At 45.9% G+C, this 18,379-nt stretch carries 17 protein-coding genes, 1 tRNA gene and 2 pseudogenes; 5 read left to right on the plus strand and 15 right to left on the minus strand.

Annotation, left to right across the window (positions count from 1 at the left end; genetic code table 11):
* Positions 1–336 precede the first annotated feature (336 nt).
* The 4 genes from G470_RS0107665 to G470_RS13065 form a co-directional block, all read right to left on the minus strand.
* The gene (locus G470_RS0107665) at positions 337–1,359 is read right to left on the minus strand and encodes an ABC transporter permease (protein ID WP_028274324.1); all 1,023 of its coding nucleotides are present in this window, start codon (positions 1,357–1,359) and stop codon (positions 337–339) included.
* Positions 1,359–2,918, minus strand: coding sequence for a sugar ABC transporter ATP-binding protein (locus G470_RS13060; protein WP_051258497.1), 1,560 nt, complete (start codon positions 2,916–2,918; stop codon positions 1,359–1,361). The genes G470_RS0107665 and G470_RS13060 overlap by 1 nt, the downstream gene beginning before the upstream one ends.
* 46 nt (positions 2,919–2,964) lie before the next feature.
* Complete coding sequence (locus tag G470_RS0107675) at positions 2,965–3,927, minus strand: substrate-binding domain-containing protein (protein WP_028274325.1); 963 nt, start codon at positions 3,925–3,927, stop codon at positions 2,965–2,967.
* A gap of 397 nt (positions 3,928–4,324) precedes the next feature.
* Entirely contained in the window at positions 4,325–5,254 is a 930-nt protein-coding gene (locus G470_RS13065) for a DMT family transporter (RefSeq protein WP_051258498.1), read from the minus strand.
* A gap of 560 nt (positions 5,255–5,814) precedes the next feature.
* Between G470_RS13065 and spx the strand changes: the two genes are divergently transcribed.
* A complete protein-coding gene (gene spx / locus G470_RS0107690) occupies positions 5,815–6,219 on the plus strand; it encodes a transcriptional regulator Spx (RefSeq protein ID WP_028274327.1) in 405 nt (134 codons plus the stop codon).
* Positions 6,220–6,457: 238 nt separating this feature from the next.
* Here spx and G470_RS13070 read toward each other — a convergent pair.
* The 6 genes and pseudogenes from G470_RS13070 to G470_RS13075 form a co-directional block, all read right to left on the minus strand.
* Positions 6,458–6,742 (minus strand): annotated as a pseudogene (locus tag G470_RS13070) (YrhK family protein); the annotation flags it as partial.
* A gap of 154 nt (positions 6,743–6,896) precedes the next feature.
* Positions 6,897–8,204 (minus strand): MFS transporter, encoded by a 1,308-nt coding sequence (locus G470_RS0107700; protein ID WP_035445318.1) that lies wholly within the window; start codon positions 8,202–8,204, stop codon positions 6,897–6,899.
* Positions 8,205–8,260: 56 nt separating this feature from the next.
* Positions 8,261–9,532 (minus strand): alkaline phosphatase family protein, encoded by a 1,272-nt coding sequence (locus tag G470_RS0107705; protein WP_028274329.1) that lies wholly within the window; start codon positions 9,530–9,532, stop codon positions 8,261–8,263.
* A gap of 324 nt (positions 9,533–9,856) precedes the next feature.
* On the minus strand, positions 9,857–10,495 hold the full coding sequence (locus G470_RS0107710; RefSeq protein WP_028274330.1) for an SGNH/GDSL hydrolase family protein: 639 nt from the start codon (positions 10,493–10,495) through the stop codon (positions 9,857–9,859).
* Positions 10,492–11,388 carry an ROK family protein gene (locus tag G470_RS0107715; RefSeq protein WP_028274331.1) on the minus strand — a complete coding sequence of 299 codons (897 nt, stop codon included), beginning with the start codon at positions 11,386–11,388 and terminating at the stop codon, positions 10,492–10,494. Before G470_RS0107715 ends, G470_RS0107710 begins: the two co-directional genes overlap by 4 nt.
* Before the next feature lie 159 nt (positions 11,389–11,547).
* Positions 11,548–12,153, minus strand: a pseudogene (locus tag G470_RS13075) (amidohydrolase family protein); the annotation flags it as partial.
* Between the two features lie 42 nt (positions 12,154–12,195).
* Here G470_RS13075 and G470_RS0107725 point away from each other — a divergent pair.
* Positions 12,196–12,945: a PucR family transcriptional regulator gene (locus tag G470_RS0107725; protein ID WP_028274332.1), complete on the plus strand. Its 750-nt coding sequence runs from the start codon at positions 12,196–12,198 to the stop codon at positions 12,943–12,945.
* Between the two features lie 66 nt (positions 12,946–13,011).
* Here G470_RS0107725 and G470_RS0107730 read toward each other — a convergent pair whose 3' ends face one another.
* The 4 genes from G470_RS0107730 to mgrA form a co-directional block, all read right to left on the minus strand.
* A complete protein-coding gene (locus G470_RS0107730) occupies positions 13,012–14,112 on the minus strand; it encodes an MFS transporter (protein ID WP_084172138.1) in 1,101 nt (366 codons plus the stop codon).
* A 63-nt stretch (positions 14,113–14,175) separates the two neighbouring features.
* Positions 14,176–14,556 carry a lactoylglutathione lyase gene (gene gloA / locus G470_RS0107735; protein ID WP_028274334.1) on the minus strand — a complete coding sequence of 127 codons (381 nt, stop codon included), beginning with the start codon at positions 14,554–14,556 and terminating at the stop codon, positions 14,176–14,178.
* An 81-nt stretch (positions 14,557–14,637) separates the two neighbouring features.
* Positions 14,638–15,033, minus strand: coding sequence for an SMU1112c/YaeR family gloxylase I-like metalloprotein (gene gloA2 / locus G470_RS0107740; RefSeq protein WP_035445319.1), 396 nt, complete (start codon positions 15,031–15,033; stop codon positions 14,638–14,640).
* Position 15,034: 1 nt separating this feature from the next.
* Positions 15,035–16,030: an L-glyceraldehyde 3-phosphate reductase gene (mgrA, locus tag G470_RS0107745; protein WP_028274336.1), complete on the minus strand. Its 996-nt coding sequence runs from the start codon at positions 16,028–16,030 to the stop codon at positions 15,035–15,037.
* A gap of 149 nt (positions 16,031–16,179) precedes the next feature.
* Between mgrA and G470_RS0107750 the strand changes: the two genes are divergently transcribed.
* The 3 genes from G470_RS0107750 to G470_RS13890 all read left to right on the plus strand — a co-directional run bounded on the left by G470_RS0107750 (position 16,180) and on the right by G470_RS13890 (position 17,848).
* Complete coding sequence (locus G470_RS0107750) at positions 16,180–16,362, plus strand: hypothetical protein (RefSeq protein WP_028274337.1); 183 nt, start codon at positions 16,180–16,182, stop codon at positions 16,360–16,362.
* 127 nt (positions 16,363–16,489) lie between these two features.
* Complete coding sequence (locus G470_RS0107755; protein ID WP_028274338.1) at positions 16,490–17,413, plus strand: AEC family transporter; 924 nt, start codon at positions 16,490–16,492, stop codon at positions 17,411–17,413.
* A gap of 15 nt (positions 17,414–17,428) precedes the next feature.
* Entirely contained in the window at positions 17,429–17,848 is a 420-nt protein-coding gene (locus G470_RS13890) for a universal stress protein (protein ID WP_051258499.1), read from the plus strand.
* Between the two features lie 96 nt (positions 17,849–17,944).
* On the opposite strand, the gene G470_RS0107765 is transcribed toward G470_RS13890, so the two are convergent.
* A tRNA-Leu gene (locus tag G470_RS0107765) sits at positions 17,945–18,027 on the minus strand.
* Positions 18,028–18,379 lie beyond the last annotated feature (352 nt).

The raw sequence follows: 18,379 nt of genomic DNA on the forward strand, positions 1-18,379 counted from the left end.
TAAGCGCTGACGAGACCTCCCCGGGTAAGAACGACAACCTTCTGCTCATGTCACTGCTCCATTTACTGTACAGGATTCGGGCAGTATCGGACTTCACTTTGTTTAGCAAGCTCATCCGTCCTGATTCAGCCTTTGTATGAAGTTTCTGTTCGTCAGTGCAAGCATTTGCGTCCGTCTTCCTTCAGATTCCGCCTCACGGCGGACACCCTTGACTTTCGCTAACAGTTCCTACTGCCAAGTCTGTAGTGGACTTTCACCACCAAGTTGTCGCCCATGCCGGGCGCACTAAAAAATGCCCCGGCGAAAAACTCCGCCGAGGCATGAAATTAATTCTACTTATGCAGTTTTATTTTTTCTCATGTCCATCACGACCGCTGCGACGATAATGATTCCTTGTACGATTTGCTGCACGTATGCATCAATCCCAAGAAGGGTAAAGCCGTTCGTCAGCACTCCTAAAATCAATGCTCCGACAACTGCTCCCCAGACGGTTCCGACGCCTCCTGCATGGCTGGCGCCTCCGATGGTGGCAGCTGCGACAGCAGTCAATTCATAGCCGGTCGCGGCTGCCGGTTGGACTGACCCGCCGGTTCGCCCCATGTAGATGAGTGCAGCCAATCCTGCCAGCAGGCCAGAGTACATGTAAATGAGCGTCAAATTGCGCTTCACTTTGATTCCACTGACTTTTGCGGCTTCCATATTTCCGCCGATCGCAAACACGCTCTTTCCAAACGACGTGTAACGGAGAAGGACGAACGTCAACAAAATCACGCCACCGTAAATCAATACCGGAACCGGCAGCCAGCCGAACAGACGAGTTCCGAAGATGGTCACTTCCGGGTTGACGTTACTGACAGGTCGTCCATCCGAAAACATCAGCGCTCCTCCCCTGGCTGCTGTGAACATTCCCAGTGTGGCAATGAAGGCCGGTACTTTTGCGTAAGCGATGAGAGCACCATTGATCAGTCCTAACAAAGCTCCGATGCTCAAGGCCACCAGTATGGTCATCCACAAAGGGGCTTGGCCAAGTCCCGGGAACAGTTTGCCCGGAGCATCCGCTACTTGACTGATACTTCCGGCGACAATCCCTGCAAATGCCAAAACCGAACCGACCGACAAGTCAATTCCTTTGGAAATGATTACCAGCAACATACCGAGTGCCAAGACACCATAAATAGATGTTTGAGTCAACAAGTTCAGGAGATTGCCGACTGCTAAGAATCTCGGATTTACGGCAGTGATTCCAGCCACCATTGCCAAAAGAATAAAGACAATCAAATATTTAGAAAAGATTCTTTTGCCGTCAACCCGCTTTTCAGTTGCTTCTGTTTGAACATTCGTATTCACTTTGATATCCATCAGACAACTTCCTCCTTCATGTTTACGTCAGCGTAGACTTCTTCTGGAAAATCATCTTTTGCTCCGGTTGCGTATTCCATAATTTCTTCCTGGGTCAACTGGTCATTTTCTAAAATCCCGTGAACTTTCCCTTCATGCATGACCACCACCCGGTCACTCATACCCAATATTTCCGGCAGCTCAGAAGAAATCAAGATGATGCTCTTTCCTTCGGCGGCCAATTGGGCAATCATTTTATGAATTTCCGATTTTGCGCCTACATCGATTCCTCGTGTCGGTTCATCCAAAATCAAAATATCCGGATCCGTCAGCAACCATTTGGCAAGCAAAGCTTTTTGTTGATTTCCACCGCTTAAGTATTGGATTTCTGTTTCAACGGAAGAGGTTTTAATCCGGAGGGAATCCACATATTCCTGCGCTTGCTCTTTGATTTTTTTATTGTCCAACAGACCGAAACCGTTCCGGTATTGGTCCATGTCTCCAGAAGCGATGTTGTAGCCGACGGACAACATCGGGAAGATCCCCGTTTGCCGCCGGTCTTCCGTCAAGAACGCCATTTTGTGCTGAATGGCGTCAACCGGGCTTTTTACCTTAATCTCTTTTCCATCCATCATGACTTTTCCTTCATTGAAAGGACGAAGCCCAAAGACGGCTTCCATCACTTCTGTACGCCCGGCTCCAATCAAACCGGCAAATCCCAACACTTCGCCTTTCCGCAGATCAAACGACACCTTGCGGAACAGCTTGTCATCCGTCAATCCATGCACCGACAGTTTTACCTCTTCTTTTGGTTTTGTTTGTCTATCAGGATAAAGGTTGCCCACTTCTCTTCCAACCATTTTTTGAATGAGCTCATCAGAAGTTGTATCCTTCACCGATGCCGTTCCAACGCTTTGGCCGTCTCGTAAAATGGTAACGGTATCACAGACAGTGTACACTTCTTCCATTTTATGGGAAATGTAAATGATGCTTCGGTTCTCCTTTTTCAGCTTCTCGATGATTTCAAATAACTTCTGCGTTTCTTTTTCCGTGAGGGAAGATGTTGGTTCGTCCATGATGATGAGTTTGGCGTCGTACGATAATGCTTTCGCAATTTCAATCATCTGCATGCCGGCGACCGTCAATTCTTTCAATTCCGTCTTCGGATCGATCGGCATGTCGATTTTTTGCAGAACGTCTTCTGTCATCTGATACATCTTTTTGTGGTCGATGAATCCGAATTTATTCTTCGGTTCCCTTCCCAGCCAGATATTTTCCGCCACACTTCGATGCAACACAGGATTCAATTCCTGATGAATCATGGATAATCCTTTATTCAATGCTTCGCTGGTCCCATAATTAGACAGCTTTTCTCCATTGAAATAGATGGTGCCCGAAGTGGGTTGATGAATGCCGATGAGACATTTCATCAACGTAGATTTCCCTGCCCCGTTTTCTCCCAACAGCGCATGAACTTCCCCAGGTTTGACGTACAGATTCACGTTGCTCAGTGCCGTGACACCTGGAAACTCTTTTACAATCGCATTCATTTTCAATAAGTACGTATTCGATCCTTGCATCTCGTCACTCCCCTTTACTCTGTTCAACAAACAACTTTGGAAAGCGTTACTTCATATATTTGTCTACATTTTCAGCTGTGATCAATTCATAAGGAACAAAGATTGCCTGCTCTTCTGGAGCTTCTCCTTTTAGCACTTGGTCCATGACGTCTACCGCAGCGCTGCCCTGCCCGACGGCGTCTTGGAAAACCGTCCCAGCGAGCTTGCCTTCTTTTACAGCGGTTAAAGCATCTGCAACGGCATCCATTCCAATAAGGTACATGTCGTCACGTCCGTTGTTTTGGATGGCCTGCAGAGCGCCTAACGCCATCTCATCATTGTTGGAAACAATGGCATTCATACGATCGCCATAGGTCATGAGCCAGTTTTCAGTGATGCTCACGGCTTGGTCACGCTGCCATTTCGCCGTTTCTTCGGCAAGCACTTCAATATCCGGGTACTTCTCTTGAATGACTTCTTTTACTCCAGCTGTGCGTTGCACTTGTGCTTCGCTGCCAAGGATGCCTAAAAGAATGCCGATTCCGCCTTCACCGCCCATTAACTCGCCAATGTATTCCATTTGCATATGCCCGGCTTTCTTTTCTTCAGAACCGACGTAATACACACCTTCCGGCATCTCTTCTTCTTTGTCGGTATACGGATTCCGGTTCAGGTAAATCAACGGAATCCCTGCTTCTTGGGCCGCATCAGTGATTGGTTGCATCGCACTCGTGTCCACCGGAATCACAATCAAGCCATCCACTTCGTTATGAATCAATGCGTTGATCTGGTCCTGCTGCCGGATCAAGTCATCCTCCGCATTTTCCACGCGAATGTCAATGCCTCGTTCCGCTGCTTCTTCTTGTGTTGCATTCAACACATAATTCAAAAAAGTGTCGTTCAAGTTGCTCATGGAAAAGCCAATTTTCACTTCGTCTTCTCCTGGATCACTGGCAGCCGCTTCGTTGGAGCATGCGCCCAACAAAGTGAAAGCAAACAATACAACAAGCAGTTTCAATGTTTTTCTCACATCGATACCTCCCATTATTCAATTTGTATACACTTGCTCTTACTTTTCCCGTCCCCAATCCAAGCGTCGCTTTGTTCTCCCCTCTACGAAACCTCCACCTCCTTGACAGCGACTATATTGATTAAATATAGCCTTTTCGAAATAAATACTCAGTTCATCTAATAAGAAAAACCACTGTCGTCCCTCGATAGAAGACCTTGGCTTAAGAGGATAAATGAAATTTTTGGGCAGCTGTAAAAATAAAAGACGCTCAAACAAGGACGGGTTCAAGGCTTTCATTATAACATGTCCCTCATTTTCTTGCCATTAAACGCATTTCAACCTATCATCTACGCTTAATGAAAGGAGTTTTAGGCAACAAAAAAACACATTGCCGTTGGACAATGTGTTTCTATATTTAAGATTCAAAACGTGAATATATTGAGTTATCTGGCTGTTCCTCTGCTCGTTTTCCTTTGAATGGGAAAGCCAATTTTTTCGGATCGAGAATACCTTGAGCAGAGAAAATCCCGGTCAAAATGAACATCGCTCCAAAAACCATTTTGTACGTAATGGCTTCTTTTAAGATTAAAGCAGAAAACAACATTCCCCAGAAAGATTCCATTGATAAGATCAAAGAAGATTCTGTTGCCGTGATGGATTGTTGGGCCAAGGACTGAATGCCGTAACAGATCAATGTGTTGAACAAAGCCAGATACAGAACACTGAGATCTGCATTCAATTGGCCGCCCAAGTACACGTCTCCACGGATGAAGTTGACCGCCAATCCAATCGCCGAAGCAGTTCCCATTTGCACAATCATCAATGACGCTGGGTTGGTTTCGCGGACGAATTTTCCAAGGAAAACACTCTGCAAAGCAAAGAACATGGCGCAGAACAGAGACAATACATCGCCAATATTGATTCCTGTGAATCCGTTCAACGACATCAATGCCACTCCTACAACCGTCATTCCAATTCCCACTTGTGTTCTCAGCTGCACTTTTTGTTTAAATAAGAGGAAACTGATGAGCGGAACAATGACCACACTGGTTGCTGTGAGAAATGCATTTTTGCTCGGCGTCGTATAAATGACTCCAACAGTCTGCAACACAAATGCACCGTATAAAAAGATTCCAAGCAATGCGCCTCTTTTTAAGGCCGCTAAATTGATTTTTTTCAATTGAGGGAAAAAGACAATCGATAATGCAATAAATGTAAGTAAAAAACGTCCTGTTAATAATTGATATGGATTGATCGTTCCAAGAACCAAATCTGTCACTACATATCCTGAACCCCAAATAACCGTGACCATCAATAATAGTAACCGTGCAGTTGCAGGTGCCATTTCATCCCTCCGTGTTTTCATGAAAATTACATATAGGTATTATCTCTCAAACAGCACCAACTATAGCATATTATTGAAAGTTAGATAAGCCCTTTTCTTCGGGTTTGTATGACACTTTTGTGAATGAATCTTTTCTCTGTGTTTAAATGGTTTTTTTGAGATTTCTATAGGAATTGTAAGCGCTTTTTGTTATACTCTCATTCATAGGAGGCGTTCAGTACAATCACTCGTTGCAATTCAGCCATGCGGAACGTTCGCTTCTTTTGGAAAAGTCAACTAGAATGGATAGAAAGAGATTGGCTGTTCAATCCAAATGCTGTCTTCCTCATTGAATCCACTCCATGGCATCTGCGACGTATGACCAGTCGTTGAGCGGATTTCCAATGTCTCAAAAAGATGACAAATATTAAATCCGCTATTTGTGACAAGCTTTTGACAAAAAGCATTGTGTTTTTCTTCTCGATGCTCTAGAATGTGTTTATAGACTGATTGTCACAATTTGTTCACTTTTCAATTTTATGCAAAGGTATCAACTGTTTTAGCGAAAGGGGAAATACACAATGATTACTTTATACAGCTCACCCAGCTGCACATCTTGTCGCAAAGCTCGCGCTTGGTTGGAAGAGCACAACTTGGAATACATTGAAAAAAATATTTTTCATGAGCCTCTTACCACCAACGAAATCAAAAAGATTTTGAGCTTGACGGAAGAAGGCACCGAAGAAATCATTTCTTTCCGTTCCCAAGCATACCAAGAACTTGATTGCGACATTGAAGAGTTAACGATGAAAGAGTTATTGGATTTGTTCCAACAGACACCGAGCTTAATCCGCCGTCCAATCATCATGGATGACCGTCGTCTCCAAATTGGATACAACGAAGAAGAGATTCGCTGCTTCCTGCCGAGAGATGTCCGCAAAGTCGAACTGGCGGAGATTCACAAACAGCTCTCTGTTGGATTTTGACTCGTTCCACCCACTCGTTTTACTTAAATAAAAAACAGTCCGCTCATCAGCGGGCTGTTTTTGTGTACATGTGCTTCTTCTTCGTTTATGATTCGCGTTCTTCTTTTATCTTGTCTTTTTTCTCTTCTTGAGTTTCTTCTTCCCCATAATACTCTTCGTTGTATGCTCTATCCGATTCTTCTGATTCCTCTTCGTCGATGTCTTCATCAAAGAGAATGTCCTCTACTTCTTCCTTGTACTGCTCTTCATCATAAATAAAGACATTATGGAATATTTTCAGTATAGGCCGCATCAACAAGAAAAAACCGCCCGCAATGTACATCAACTGCCCGACAAGATCGGGCGCTTCCAGCAGGTTGGCCAAACTACCTATGAAATAGAGCCCTCCGGTCAACAAATCGTTCCCCAGAGAAATAACGGTATAGTAATTTTGAAAATAAATTCTGAATCGGCCTGTCTTAACTACCACATCTTCTTCTTTTTCCGGTCCAATTTCTCGTTCTTTTTTCTTTATTTCCGGCATTCTGCCACTCCTCGTTTTGTTTATATCGTGTTAATTCGAATACCTTCTTTCTTTATTATACAGACATCTGTCAAAACTTCGAGTTTCTCCTATTGGCGCTTCCAAGCAAAAACGTGTCCCCTTCCAGAGGAAAGGAACACGTCTCAATTGGTTTCTAAGCTGCTTCTTGCATGTCTCCTTCATGCTGTTTGGGATCTTTCACAAACAACAGCAACGCCCCACCCAGAAGGAACAAGGCGATCAAAGAAAACACTCCGTCCAACGAATTGCCGGTCTGTTGGGTGATCAATCCCATCAAGGTGGTTCCTAATATGGAAGAAAATTTCCCAAAGATATTGTACAGGCCGAAAAACTCATTGTGCCGCTTGTCTGGAATCAAACGTCCGAAAAACGAACGGCTGAGCGATTGGATGCCGCCTTGAGCCGTACCGACGAGAAACGCCAAAATCAAGAATGTCTGCAGGGAATCCAACGTCAATGCATACAAACAAATGAACAAGTACGTGACGATGCCGGCGTAGATCATTTTCTTGTCGCCGAAACGCTTGGATAATACCCCATACAAAATAGAAAATGGAAAGGCCACGACTTGTGTGATCAACATGACAATGATTAATGAGGTGCCCGACAAACCGACGTCTGCGCCGACAGCCGTCGCCATTTTAAAGATAGTGCCGACCCCATCGATATAGAAAAAATACGCCAGCAGAAACAAGAAGACGTTCCGGTATTCTTTTATCCTCTTTAAGGTGCCCCACAGTCGTTTGAAGCTGTTTTTCACTACATGGGGCTGGCGTTCGATATACATCTTTTGCTCCACATTCCGCCAATACGGGATGGTGAACACAAACCACCACAATGCTGTCAACACAAAGCCCCCTCTGATCACCCAATCAGCCGAAACCGGCAGAATGCCTGTGGTGTAGATAAGAATAAATACGATAAAAGGAATGGAACTGCCGATATAGCCCATGCCGAATCCGGTGCTGGATACGCGCGACATCCGGCTTGACGTGGTCACGTCCATCAATGATGCATCATAAAACACATTTGCTGAACTGAAGCCGATATTTGACAGCACATACAGCACCAAAAGCGCCAGCCAGGCGATGTCCACCGCTCCTCCTCCAGGCATAAACGCGATACCCAATGTTCCTAAAATCCCCAACAAGGTGGTCGTTGTGAACATCGGGCGCCTGAATCCTTTGTAGTCTGCAATCGCCCCCAATACCGGTGCCATGAGAGCCACCGAAGCAGTCGCGATTGAATTGGCATAGCCTAGATAAGCGGTAGAATCGGCGTCGCTCACTCCTGCATTTGACGCCACCGCTTTATAGAAAAGCGGGAACACGGCCGTGACGACCATAATAGAAAAAGCGGAGTTCGCCCAATCTTGAAAAATCCAGCTTTTCTCTTCTTTCGTGAACACAAATTTTTCTTTTTTTCCTGCCTGCTGAGTCATGTTTTGCCCTCCATTCCATCCTTGCTTCCAAACCGGATGATTTTCCATTGTTCCAGTTACTCAAACAACTCTTTCAATACCCGTCCTTCTGTTTCATGAGGGTATGCCAAGCCGAGTGCATGCAGGAAAGTCGGTCCTTCATCCACCAATCTCGCCTGTGGAATCCGCGCCTCCGTATTGATGCCGGGCCCTGAGATAAACAACATGGTTTCGTAATTGTCTTTCAACGGACTGTACCCGTGTGTCGCCTTGTTCAACTTGTTTGTTGGTTTCACTGTTTCTTCAAACGGCTCTTCGCTTTCGTCTTGGAAATAAAAACCGCGTCTGGCTTCCACCAAAAACGTGCATGCCGTGTCTGCTCCTAATTGATCCGCCTGCTCTCCCGTGTAAACAGCCTCGATGATATCGGGATAGAGACGCAAAAGTTCCAACACCGCTTGCTTGTCGGCTTGGTCCGATGTGTAAATGTAGCAAGAACCGCCTGCTTCTTTCGCCAAGACATCCCACGAAAGAATTTTGCCTTTGGTATTGGTCCGCAGCCAGCCTTCTTCTTTAAACAAAGCGTTGAACCGAATGGCTGTATGGGTATCAATTTGGTAATGATCGCCCAATACCGCAATCACCGTTTCTTCAAAAATGTCTTTTTCTTTCATCGCACGGATGATTTTGCCCAACCGCTCATCCATCCTCTTGATGGCTCGCTTCGCTTCAAGGGATTGCACGCCATATTTGTGGCGCATCGCGTCCAGATCCACAAAATGTATCGCCATTAAATCTGGATTTTTGGTGCGGATGGTGTCCACAATCCCCGCTGTCAGAAAATCGTCCAATTGAGGCTGCTCAATACCCTTGCGCAAATGACGGTACTTGCGGTCAAGATGCAATGCAAAGGAAGGGGTACTGGAATACAAGGACACCATCACTTGGTTTTGCCATGAACGGTTTGGAAAAATCTCCGTCAAATTGTAATCAATGGATCGACTCCGCCCTGTAACCGGCCATAGGAAAGAAGCAGTTTTGTATCCTGCTTTATGAGCCACATCAAAAAACGTCGGTGTTTTGATGTCTTTGGCATACCAGTACCAGTCAGGTGAAGAGCGGTCCGGCTGCAGTTTTGTATTATGCACCACGCCGTGGCGGTGAGGATACATGCCTGTGGCAATCGATGTGTGACACATATAAGTGAGCGATGGATACACCGTCTCCACTTCTTTCACGAGAGCGCTTCGACTTAGCAAATAACGAAAGTGCGGCAATGTCCGGGCGTACTCCAAATCGCTCGCACCGAATGCATCCAGCGATATAATGTATAGTCGCCGTTTCGTCATCTTGTTTCCTCCTTTTTCTTCTATTATCCCATATGGATGAATTTTCAGGAAGGTTCACTTTGTATTGTTTTCGTTAAGAATGCATAAAAAAACCGGCACAGGAAAATTCCTGTACCGGCTTTTGCGCAGCTCTTGAAGTTTCCTTCAAAAGGAGAAAAGGCTGTTCACATCAGCTTTTCTCATGCACCAGCTTCCTGCTGTTGTACAAAATGTACCGTGCCCTGCATTCTACTTCCCTCATCCATTATGGATGGGGAGTCAACTCATCGCATGTGTAGCATTTTACCATATTTATTTCGGTTATACAAGCAGAAATTTCCCTATTTACTCCAACCGAACCCTCTGCAGCCAGGCTTGCGCAATGGCGCCATGGCCGGCGGTTGTCGGGTGGACCCCATCGTCTCCTGTGTAAGTTTGATAACCAAATTCAATGCCTGCCTGGTTGAGGATTCCGTCCAAAGGAATAAAGTCTGTCTGGTACTCCCGCGCCATTTTGCGCACAATTTGAATGCGGGGATCTAAATCCCGCCGCCATTTTGCCCGGTCTTTCGGGTATGGCAGGACAAACGGCTCCATCAACACTACACGGGCATCGGTTTGTTGGAACAGCGACTTCAGCAAGTACCGGTAATCCTGCTCAAACTGGTCAAATGATTCTTCTGAAGCAAATGCTGATTCACCCACATTGTACCAGGTGTCGTTGATGCCGATGAGGATGGACACAATATCCGGATTCAACGCCAGACAGTCTTCCTGCCAGCGAGTTTTCAAGTCGCCAATCCGATCGCCACCTACTCCACGGTTCAAGAACGTCAAAGCCAATTCAGGATGAGCAGCCTGCAGCATCCCCGCTATCATCAAGGGGTAGCCTTTCCCCAAATCAAGAGGGTCTTGGTGGTTTCTATTTACATCCGTCACGCTGTCTCCGATAAACAAGATAGTGTCTTCTTTTCTCACCTTCATCGTAAGTTTTCCCTTCTCTCGTTGCGTTTTTTCAAAAAATTGTACACAGCCCCTACCAAGTTGGCATCGTTCTGGAATGTGCAAACCGCCACTTCTGGTTTGAATGGGGCTATTTGGACGACATCCAAGATTTTGTCAAACTGTTCGTCCAGTTTTTCCAGCAGATCCGGCTTATTCGACACGCCGCCACCTATCAAGATGCGTTCAGGATCGAAGCTGTACTGGAGATTAAAGATGCCTTTGGACAAGTAATAATAAAAGGTTTCTGCTTCTTCTTGGGCGACAGCATCGCCTTCTTCGGCCAGTTGAAACACTTCTTCTCCAGAAACCGCATCTTCCGCCAGTCCTTTGCGCCGGCAATAGCGCCTGGCCATTCCCACTGCAGTGCCTAAATCGCTGAATGTCTCTGTTTCCGTCATCAACGCAAAGCCAAACTCGCCTCCGAAGAGGTGCTTGCCGTGTTGGACTTCTCCGTTCATAACAATCGATCCGCCGATTCCGCTCCCTACGACCACGAGCAACACACTTTTCAGCCCTCTAGCGGCCCCTTTCCAAATCTCGGCCAACGCAGCTGAGTTGGCATCATTTTCAAACGAGACCGGGCAGCCGAATGCTTCTTCCAATTCTGCGTAAATCGGAAAAGAATGGAGGTAGGGAACTGCACTCGCGCCTTCGATGACCCGCTTTTCCTGGTTGACTGCACCTGGAGAACTGAACGCTGCGCCATCAATTTTTGTATCCTTTTCCACTTCTTTTTTCACTTGAAGCAATGTTTGTTTCATCTCTTCCCACGTCTTCGGCGTAGAAAACCGATGCTTTCTCGTGAGCGTGTCGTTTTCCCATACCCCATATTTTACAGCTGTGCCGCCGATATCAAATACTAAAATTGCCATACCTTCCCGCCTCCTCATTCCACTCATCCAAGTTCCAGTACTTTTTCTTATTTTACCATGAATCAGAGCGCTTTCAATCATTCTTATTTGATCCTTCCCATCTCTATATAAAAAGAGACCGTCTTCGACGGCCTCTTGCGTAGTGGTTCTTTAGCGGTATTAGCGGTAAATGGTCGTTTCTTTTTTGTTTTCAACCGTGATCCGACCGTTTTTAATGACGTACAGCCTCTCAGGGATGTCGATAATCGCATGGTCTTTGACTTTCGTATCCAACAACACAAGATTGGCTTTGTTTCCAACTGCAATCCCATAATCAGTCAGCCCCATGGCTCTGGCGGGATTGTCTGTGATCATGGGCAAGACCGTTGACAAATCGTCGGCTCCCCCTAAGTGAGCAACCGGAATGGCCAGCATGGCCGTCTGTAAAATATCCCCGTTGCCGTATGGCGTGAACGCGTTGCGGATGTTATTGGTTGCGATACAGACATTGACCCCTGCATCTCTCAGTTTGCGGATCGGCGTCAACGCTCTTCTGACATTGTATTCATCTTTCCGGCCACCCAGATGCAGGTCCGTCGCAGGCAGCGCCATGACGCTGATGTCCGCTTCTTTCATAAGTTTCAAAATCGGCTGCAACTTCTCATTCGGAAGCGCGTGGAGAGCGGTCAAATGTCCCACCGCAACCCTTCCTTGGTACCCTTCTTCAATGGTCTTTTTGCACAAGTATTCAATGGATAGATCATCGGCTTCATCACTGAAGTCTTGTTTAACGAAATGGCTTCTGACTTGCTTCACGGTCGGTTAACGATGCAGGAAGATATCGATGAAACCATTCAATACTTGAATTTAGACAAAGAAAAACAGTACCGCATTATCGTATTTGATTTTGAGAGCCTCGCCGATCCTCTTACGCCTTCATTGTTTACCCGCTACACAGATGCACTACTCAATCATTCCATTATAGAATTTCCAGAAAAGTTATACGTCACCCGTCAACGAAAAGTCATTTTGATTGTTCCTGCTCAGCAGACAGATATCCAGAGAATAAAAGAAAAATTGCGTACCATATTAAAAAGCTTGTCCAAAAATTCCCTCTACTCACAAATAAAAACGTATGTCGCACTCAGCAACGAGGTTAAAGTCAAAGACTTGCCGTTGGGATACAAACAAGCTTTTGATACCTTGAAGTTTCTCCGATTGGTGAACGATACGCAGCTCATTGCCTCCTATCAAGATATTGGCATTTATCAGCTTTTTGCAGAAACAGGAAATACAGAGTCCTTGCGGCGCTTCATCCCTGAAAATATTTGGAAGTTGAAAGACGAAAACATCGAGTTGCTGAAAACTTTGCGTACCTTTATCGACGTCAACCAGAACTATTCTGAAACCGCGGACTTGTTGTATGTCCATCCCAAGACGGTCCGTTACCGTATCGACAAGTTAAAGGAACAATCCCACATGAACTTCGCAAACCCAGAAGAAACGTTGCATTACAGTATCGCGTTAAGGTTACTGGACTTAATCGAACTCAATAAACCCACAGACTTTGTCAGGTAACGCAAGAAAGAACTGCTCTTTATTCTTTTGAATAATTGAGCAGTTCTTTTTAGTGGCACGAAACTCTTAAACAGCTTGTTTTTCTTCCCTAGCCAGCGACGCGAAAGCGATGGTTCCAAGGATCAAGAGCACAGAAGCTACGTAGAAACCTATTTGCATGGAACCCGATACGTCAGACAGGAAACCGGTGATGTAAGGCGCTAGAATCGATCCCGACATCCCTACAAAGTTGTAGGCACTGAGCGCGGTTCCCAAAGCGCGTCTCGGCGCATGCCGACTGACAAAAGCAACCATAATTGGGTCAAGAGCCAGTTTCCCGGTCAACCTGTACAGGATCAACATCGCAATCAGCAATGTACGGTTGGTCACGAACGCCATCAGGAAAACCGAAATAGTTGCCAAAGGCATCAAGGTAAAGATTAATTTTTTGCTGCTGCGCATTTTATCGGCACGCATCTCTTCAATCAAGAAAGTCGGCAGCCATGTGATAATCACAAAGTTGGCATAAATGCTGGTAAATACAAGGATAAATGCCGCCAACAAGTTGCGGTTGCCAAAAATCGAACCAAGAGAAATTTTTGAAGTGTCTTCGGCAAGGCTGGTTGTTTCTTCTCCTTTTGATTCCGCAACCGTCTTTTCTTGATCTTCCGGACGAACAATCTTTTCTTTCAACACCACGTAGAACAAAATACCCACAATGATGGTTGGAATCGCGGTGATGAAAAATGGTCGGCTCCAGTGTTGGCCATTTTCAAGGACGAGTTGACTGGAAAGCAAGTACCCTCCCGAGGTTCCAAACGCCATCCCGCTGTTGATAATGGCTGTCCCCAACGTTAAATTTCGAGTCGGAATCGCTTCGGATGACAACGCATACTGCGGTCCATAGTAGGCACCTTGCCCTCCCCCCACTAAAGCACGGATGATGAGGAACATCACGAACGTGGTTGCGAGACCGGTGGCATAGGTCATTGCTCCAAACAAGATGAAGCCAAGCATAATGACCAGCCGGCGTCCTATTTTGTCCCCCAACGCTCCAAACGGAATCTGCACAACGGCATACGTCAAGAAGAAGATACTGTTCGCCAACCCCAAATCGGCATTGCTTAACCCAAACTGTTCTCCAATGACCGGCATCAGAGGATTGAAAATTGTCCGTGTGCCGTACATTCGGTTACGATAAAAAAGACAGCGCCCGGAATATCCGGTCGCTGTCTTTTGACTAGTTGTTATTTAGTTTTTGATGACTTCAATCTTGTATCCATCCGGATCCATCACGAAGAAGTAAGTTGCTGCCCCGTCGGACAACCCTTTAATCTCAGTGACTTCGTAGCCCGCTTGACTCAACTCTTCGCGGTAGTCTTCCAAACTGTCGACTCCGATTGCGATGTGACCGTAGCCGTTTCCTAAGTCGTATGGTTGTTCTTGGTCGTAGTTGTAAGTCAGCTCCAATTCATAGCCGCCTTCTTCCAAGGCCAAGTAAACCAGGGTGAATTTGAATTCAGGATAGTCCAAGCGTCGGACTTCTTTGAATCCCAATGCTTTTTCATAAAATTCGAGTGACTTGTCCAAGTCTTTCACTCGTACACAAGTATGCAAAAACTTTTTCGCCATGTGCTGTCTCTCCTTTAATAGGTCATTTCCACCTTCTATTATGCATGAGTTTCCGCTTCTTTTCAATCATTAATCGGAATGTTATTTCTCGTACAGCTCCAGCGGCAGACCATCTGGATCTTTGAAAAACGTGTATCTCTTGCCCGTATACCCGTCCGTCCGGATCGGCTCGGTCTCTACCCCGCGGCTGTTCAATGTTTTCGCAACTTTTTCTACATCGACTACGGCAAAACAGAGATGTCGGAGCCCGGCTGCTTCAGGGGAATCAACCCGTTTGGGCGGATTTGGGAAAGAGAACAGTTCGATTTCACTGTTCCCAATCTTCAAATCCAGCTTGTACGAGTCGCGTGTTTCACGGTAATTTTCACGGATGATTTCCAATCCCAAAAGTTCCGTATAGAAATGTTTGGACTTCTCGTAGTCAGATGCGATGATGGCGGCGTGATGGATGAAGTCAAGCAGTTGCTCTTGTGCCATTCTACATCTTCTCAGTCAAAATCGATTCGATTTCTTTCAATTCTTCATCCGAGAAGTCAATATTGTCCAGCGCTTCGACGTTGCTTTCCAATTGGCTGACTTTGCTGGCGCCAATCAAGACACTTGTGACGATGCCGTCACGCAATATCCAAGCGATGGCCATTTGCGCTAATGTCTGTCCTCTTTTTTGCGCGATGTCATTCAACCGGCGTGTTCTCTCCACCGTTTTTTCCACTTTTTCTTCGTTCAAGAAGACAATCTCTTCCCGCGCCGCTCGTGAGTCTTCCGGTACGCCGTTCAAGTAGCGGTCGGTCAGCATCCCCTGTGCCAATGGGCTGTAAGCAATAGCTCCTTTTTTGTGTTTCACCAACACATCTTTCAACCCGTCTTCAATCCACCGGTCGTACATATTGTAACGCGGCTGATTGATGATGAACGGTGTTTTCAAATCGTTGAAGATGTCGATGATGCGTTCAGTCTGCTCGGCATCGTAGTTGGATACTCCGATGTACAACGCTTTTCCTTGGCGCACCAATAAGTCCAATGCGTGCGCGGTTTCTTCCAAGTTGGTTTCTGGATCGAAACGGTGGTGGTAGAAAATGTCCACATAATCTAATCCCATCCGCTGCAGCGATTGGTCCAGACTGGAAACAATGTATTTTTTCGATCCCCAGTCGCCGTATGGTCCCGGCCACATGTAAAAACCGGCTTTGCTGGAAATGATCATTTCATCCCGGTAAGGTTTGAAATCTTTTTGGAGGATACGGCCGAAGTTTTCCTCAGCGCTTCCTGCCGGCGGGCCATAGTTGTTGGCCAAATCGAAATGCGTGATGCCCAAATCAAAGGCACGACGAATGATGCTCCGACTTTTATCGAACAAGTCCACGTCTCCGAAGTTGTTCCACAAACCCAATGAAATCGCCGGTAGTTTCAACCCGCTGTCTCCTACACGGTTGTAAATCATTTTATCATAGCGTTCAGGTGAAGCTACGTACATACAATCACTCCTATTTCTCATTTTTGAAAACGATTCATACCCATTATACACATAGTCGAATCCGCTTTTCCATTTCAATGTTCAAATCCGAATCGTTTGCTTATTTCCAAACGATAAGAGATAATAAACATAGAAAGAATGAGAAATTGATGAGTCAATTGCAGACCCACTATACGCACAGCACACAGAAAGGATGGATTGTCATGATGTTGCACACCCTCTTAGTAACGATCGCTGTCGTGGCTGCATCTGTGCCGTTGCTCGATCAATTGCTGAAGAAACCAACTCAGAAAGTCCGTGTGAGAATTGATAAAGATGAAGGTGGACATTAATCGATCCAACTCAACCTGACAGGCCTTCCACATTAATTGGGTGGAAGGCCTGTTGGGTTTTGTGCATTTGTACTCTTCCTTTTTTCAGCGTATAGTAGAATCAAACAAATAGAAAAGTAGGTTCGCGATGGTTATCTCTGGTATTATTTTCGAAAAATTGATGTCGATGTTTTTAATCATTTTGTTTGGGTATTTTTTAGCAAAAACAGACGTGTTGGATAACAATGGGAGTCAGCAGCTGGTGAAGATGTTGAACAAATACGTTATTCCCATCACCATCATCATGGCGTTCCAACAGGAATTCAATCAGCAGCAGTTCATCAATCTGGGATGGGCATTGTTTGGCGCTGTGCTTCTGCACTTGATCCGCATCCCGCTCGCCCATCTGATGGTCTGGCGCGGAAACAAAATTGATCGGCACTCGATCATCTTTTCCAACTCCGGATTTCTTGGGATTCCCATAACATTGGCCATTTTGGGCTATGAAGGGGTCTTTTACTTATCCTTATTTATCGTTGTATCCAGTATTCTGCGTTGGACGTACGGCGTTCATACGCTATCTGAAGGAAGAGAACAGATTACGCTGAAATCTGCCTTCATCAATCCCGCCAGCATCGGATTGTATATCGGGCTGGCCCTGTACTTATTGAATATTCAACTGCCAACGATTCTCTCCTCCAGCATGGATTCCATTGTCGGCTTGAACTCTCCTTTGGGCATGATTATTTTGGGGGGTTACTTGGCGAGAGGGTCGCTGAGGGCCATCTTCAATTCCAAACAGGCGTATTGGACAACATTTATGCGGTTGATTTTCACGCCTCTTGTAGGACTTCTGGTGATTTGGCTGCTTCCGATTGAAGCCCCGTATGTCCTGCTCGTATTGGCCATCACCAACTGCACGCCGACTGCCGTGAACACCGCGTTGTTTTCCCAGCTTTACGGCGGCGATTACGAATACGGTGCACGGTTGGTCATTTTAACGACGATGATGTCCCTGATCACAATGCCTGTAATCTTGCTCCTGTCCAACGCCGTCTTGCACATTTATTAGAAATGAGGTCATGGTATGCGTCGAATTGTTCTCGGTTATGATGGTTCTGCCGTCGCTAAAAAAGACATCAATGATATTCTTGCCCTGGCAAAGGGATTTCCTGATTTGCATATCGATATTTTGTATGTCATCCCCTACAACCAAGCGGAAGACGAAACGATTGATCTGACTGGAAAGTTTTCCAGGACCAATGAGGAACGGATCCGGTCCATCAAGGAACACTTTAAAGCGTTGGCGGAACAACAGGTCTCCCACTCCGTCGAAATCGTCATCGGGAATCCGGCCGAACGAATCATCGAATACGCCACTGTGAAAGATGCCGACTTGATCATGGTCGGACACCGCGGACTGAACCCATTGAGAGAAGCGTTTGTCGGAAGTGTGAGCCGCAAAGTGATTCGTGAAAGTCCCATTCCGGTGTACGTCATTAAATGACTGAAAAACGCCCGGGCCACTCATTGGCTCGGGCGTTTCTTTTCATCTGTAAACGAAAAAAAGCACTACAGGATATTCCTGTAGTGCTTTTTAGGATGCGGCCGAGAGGAGTCGAACCTCCACGCCCATACGGACACCAGCCCCTCAAGCTGGCGCGTCTACCATTCCGCCACGACCGCGTGTTTTAATCTCAACTCTTATAATTATAAGGAGGGGGGCTGTTTTTGTCAAGGGTGTTCCAGAAAAATCTTCGCGGAATCGAGTAGGAGATAAATGATTCATTCATTTATCGTCCTCTCACACCACCGTACGTACGGTTCCGTATACGGCGGTTCAATATCTTAAGTAAGCAGACTCTGCCAGGTCTCGTAGTGAAACTACGTTCCACCGGTAGAGTCTTTTCGTTGTAAGCACCCAATGAACTTCAGGTGTTTTTGACAGTCTCCAGTATTTCTTTCTAGAGTAACCAATGCGTTTAGCACTGTCCATATCTAGACCTAAACGCATTAATCTGCTAATCTTAGTACGTGG

Source organism: Atopococcus tabaci DSM 17538, assembly GCF_000429585.1.
Lineage (GTDB): Bacteria > Bacillota > Bacilli > Lactobacillales > Carnobacteriaceae_A > Atopococcus > Atopococcus tabaci.

Coding starts and splice junctions, on each gene's coding strand:
- spx (WP_028274327.1), top strand. CDS start 5,815: ATGATTACTTTATACAGCTCACCCAGCTGCACATCTTGTCGCAAAGCT.
- mgrA (WP_028274336.1), bottom strand. CDS start 16,030: ATGTACGTAGCTTCACCTGAACGCTATGATAAAATGATTTACAACCGT.
- G470_RS0107705 (WP_028274329.1), bottom strand. CDS start 9,532: ATGACGAAACGGCGACTATACATTATATCGCTGGATGCATTCGGTGCG.
- G470_RS0107755 (WP_028274338.1), top strand. CDS start 16,490: ATGGTTATCTCTGGTATTATTTTCGAAAAATTGATGTCGATGTTTTTA.
- gloA (WP_028274334.1), bottom strand. CDS start 14,556: ATGGCGAAAAAGTTTTTGCATACTTGTGTACGAGTGAAAGACTTGGAC.
- G470_RS0107700 (WP_035445318.1), bottom strand. CDS start 8,204: ATGACTCAGCAGGCAGGAAAAAAAGAAAAATTTGTGTTCACGAAAGAA.
- G470_RS0107730 (WP_084172138.1), bottom strand. CDS start 14,112: ATGTACGGCACACGGACAATTTTCAATCCTCTGATGCCGGTCATTGGA.
- G470_RS13890 (WP_051258499.1), top strand. CDS start 17,429: ATGCGTCGAATTGTTCTCGGTTATGATGGTTCTGCCGTCGCTAAAAAA.
- G470_RS0107665 (WP_028274324.1), bottom strand. CDS start 1,359: ATGGATATCAAAGTGAATACGAATGTTCAAACAGAAGCAACTGAAAAG.
- G470_RS0107725 (WP_028274332.1), top strand. CDS start 12,196: ATGCAGGAAGATATCGATGAAACCATTCAATACTTGAATTTAGACAAA.
- G470_RS0107750 (WP_028274337.1), top strand. CDS start 16,180: ATGAGTCAATTGCAGACCCACTATACGCACAGCACACAGAAAGGATGG.
- gloA2 (WP_035445319.1), bottom strand. CDS start 15,033: ATGGCACAAGAGCAACTGCTTGACTTCATCCATCACGCCGCCATCATC.
- G470_RS13065 (WP_051258498.1), bottom strand. CDS start 5,254: ATGGCACCTGCAACTGCACGGTTACTATTATTGATGGTCACGGTTATT.
- G470_RS0107710 (WP_028274330.1), bottom strand. CDS start 10,495: ATGAAGGTGAGAAAAGAAGACACTATCTTGTTTATCGGAGACAGCGTG.
- G470_RS0107715 (WP_028274331.1), bottom strand. CDS start 11,388: ATGGCAATTTTAGTATTTGATATCGGCGGCACAGCTGTAAAATATGGG.
- G470_RS13060 (WP_051258497.1), bottom strand. CDS start 2,918: ATGCAAGGATCGAATACGTACTTATTGAAAATGAATGCGATTGTAAAA.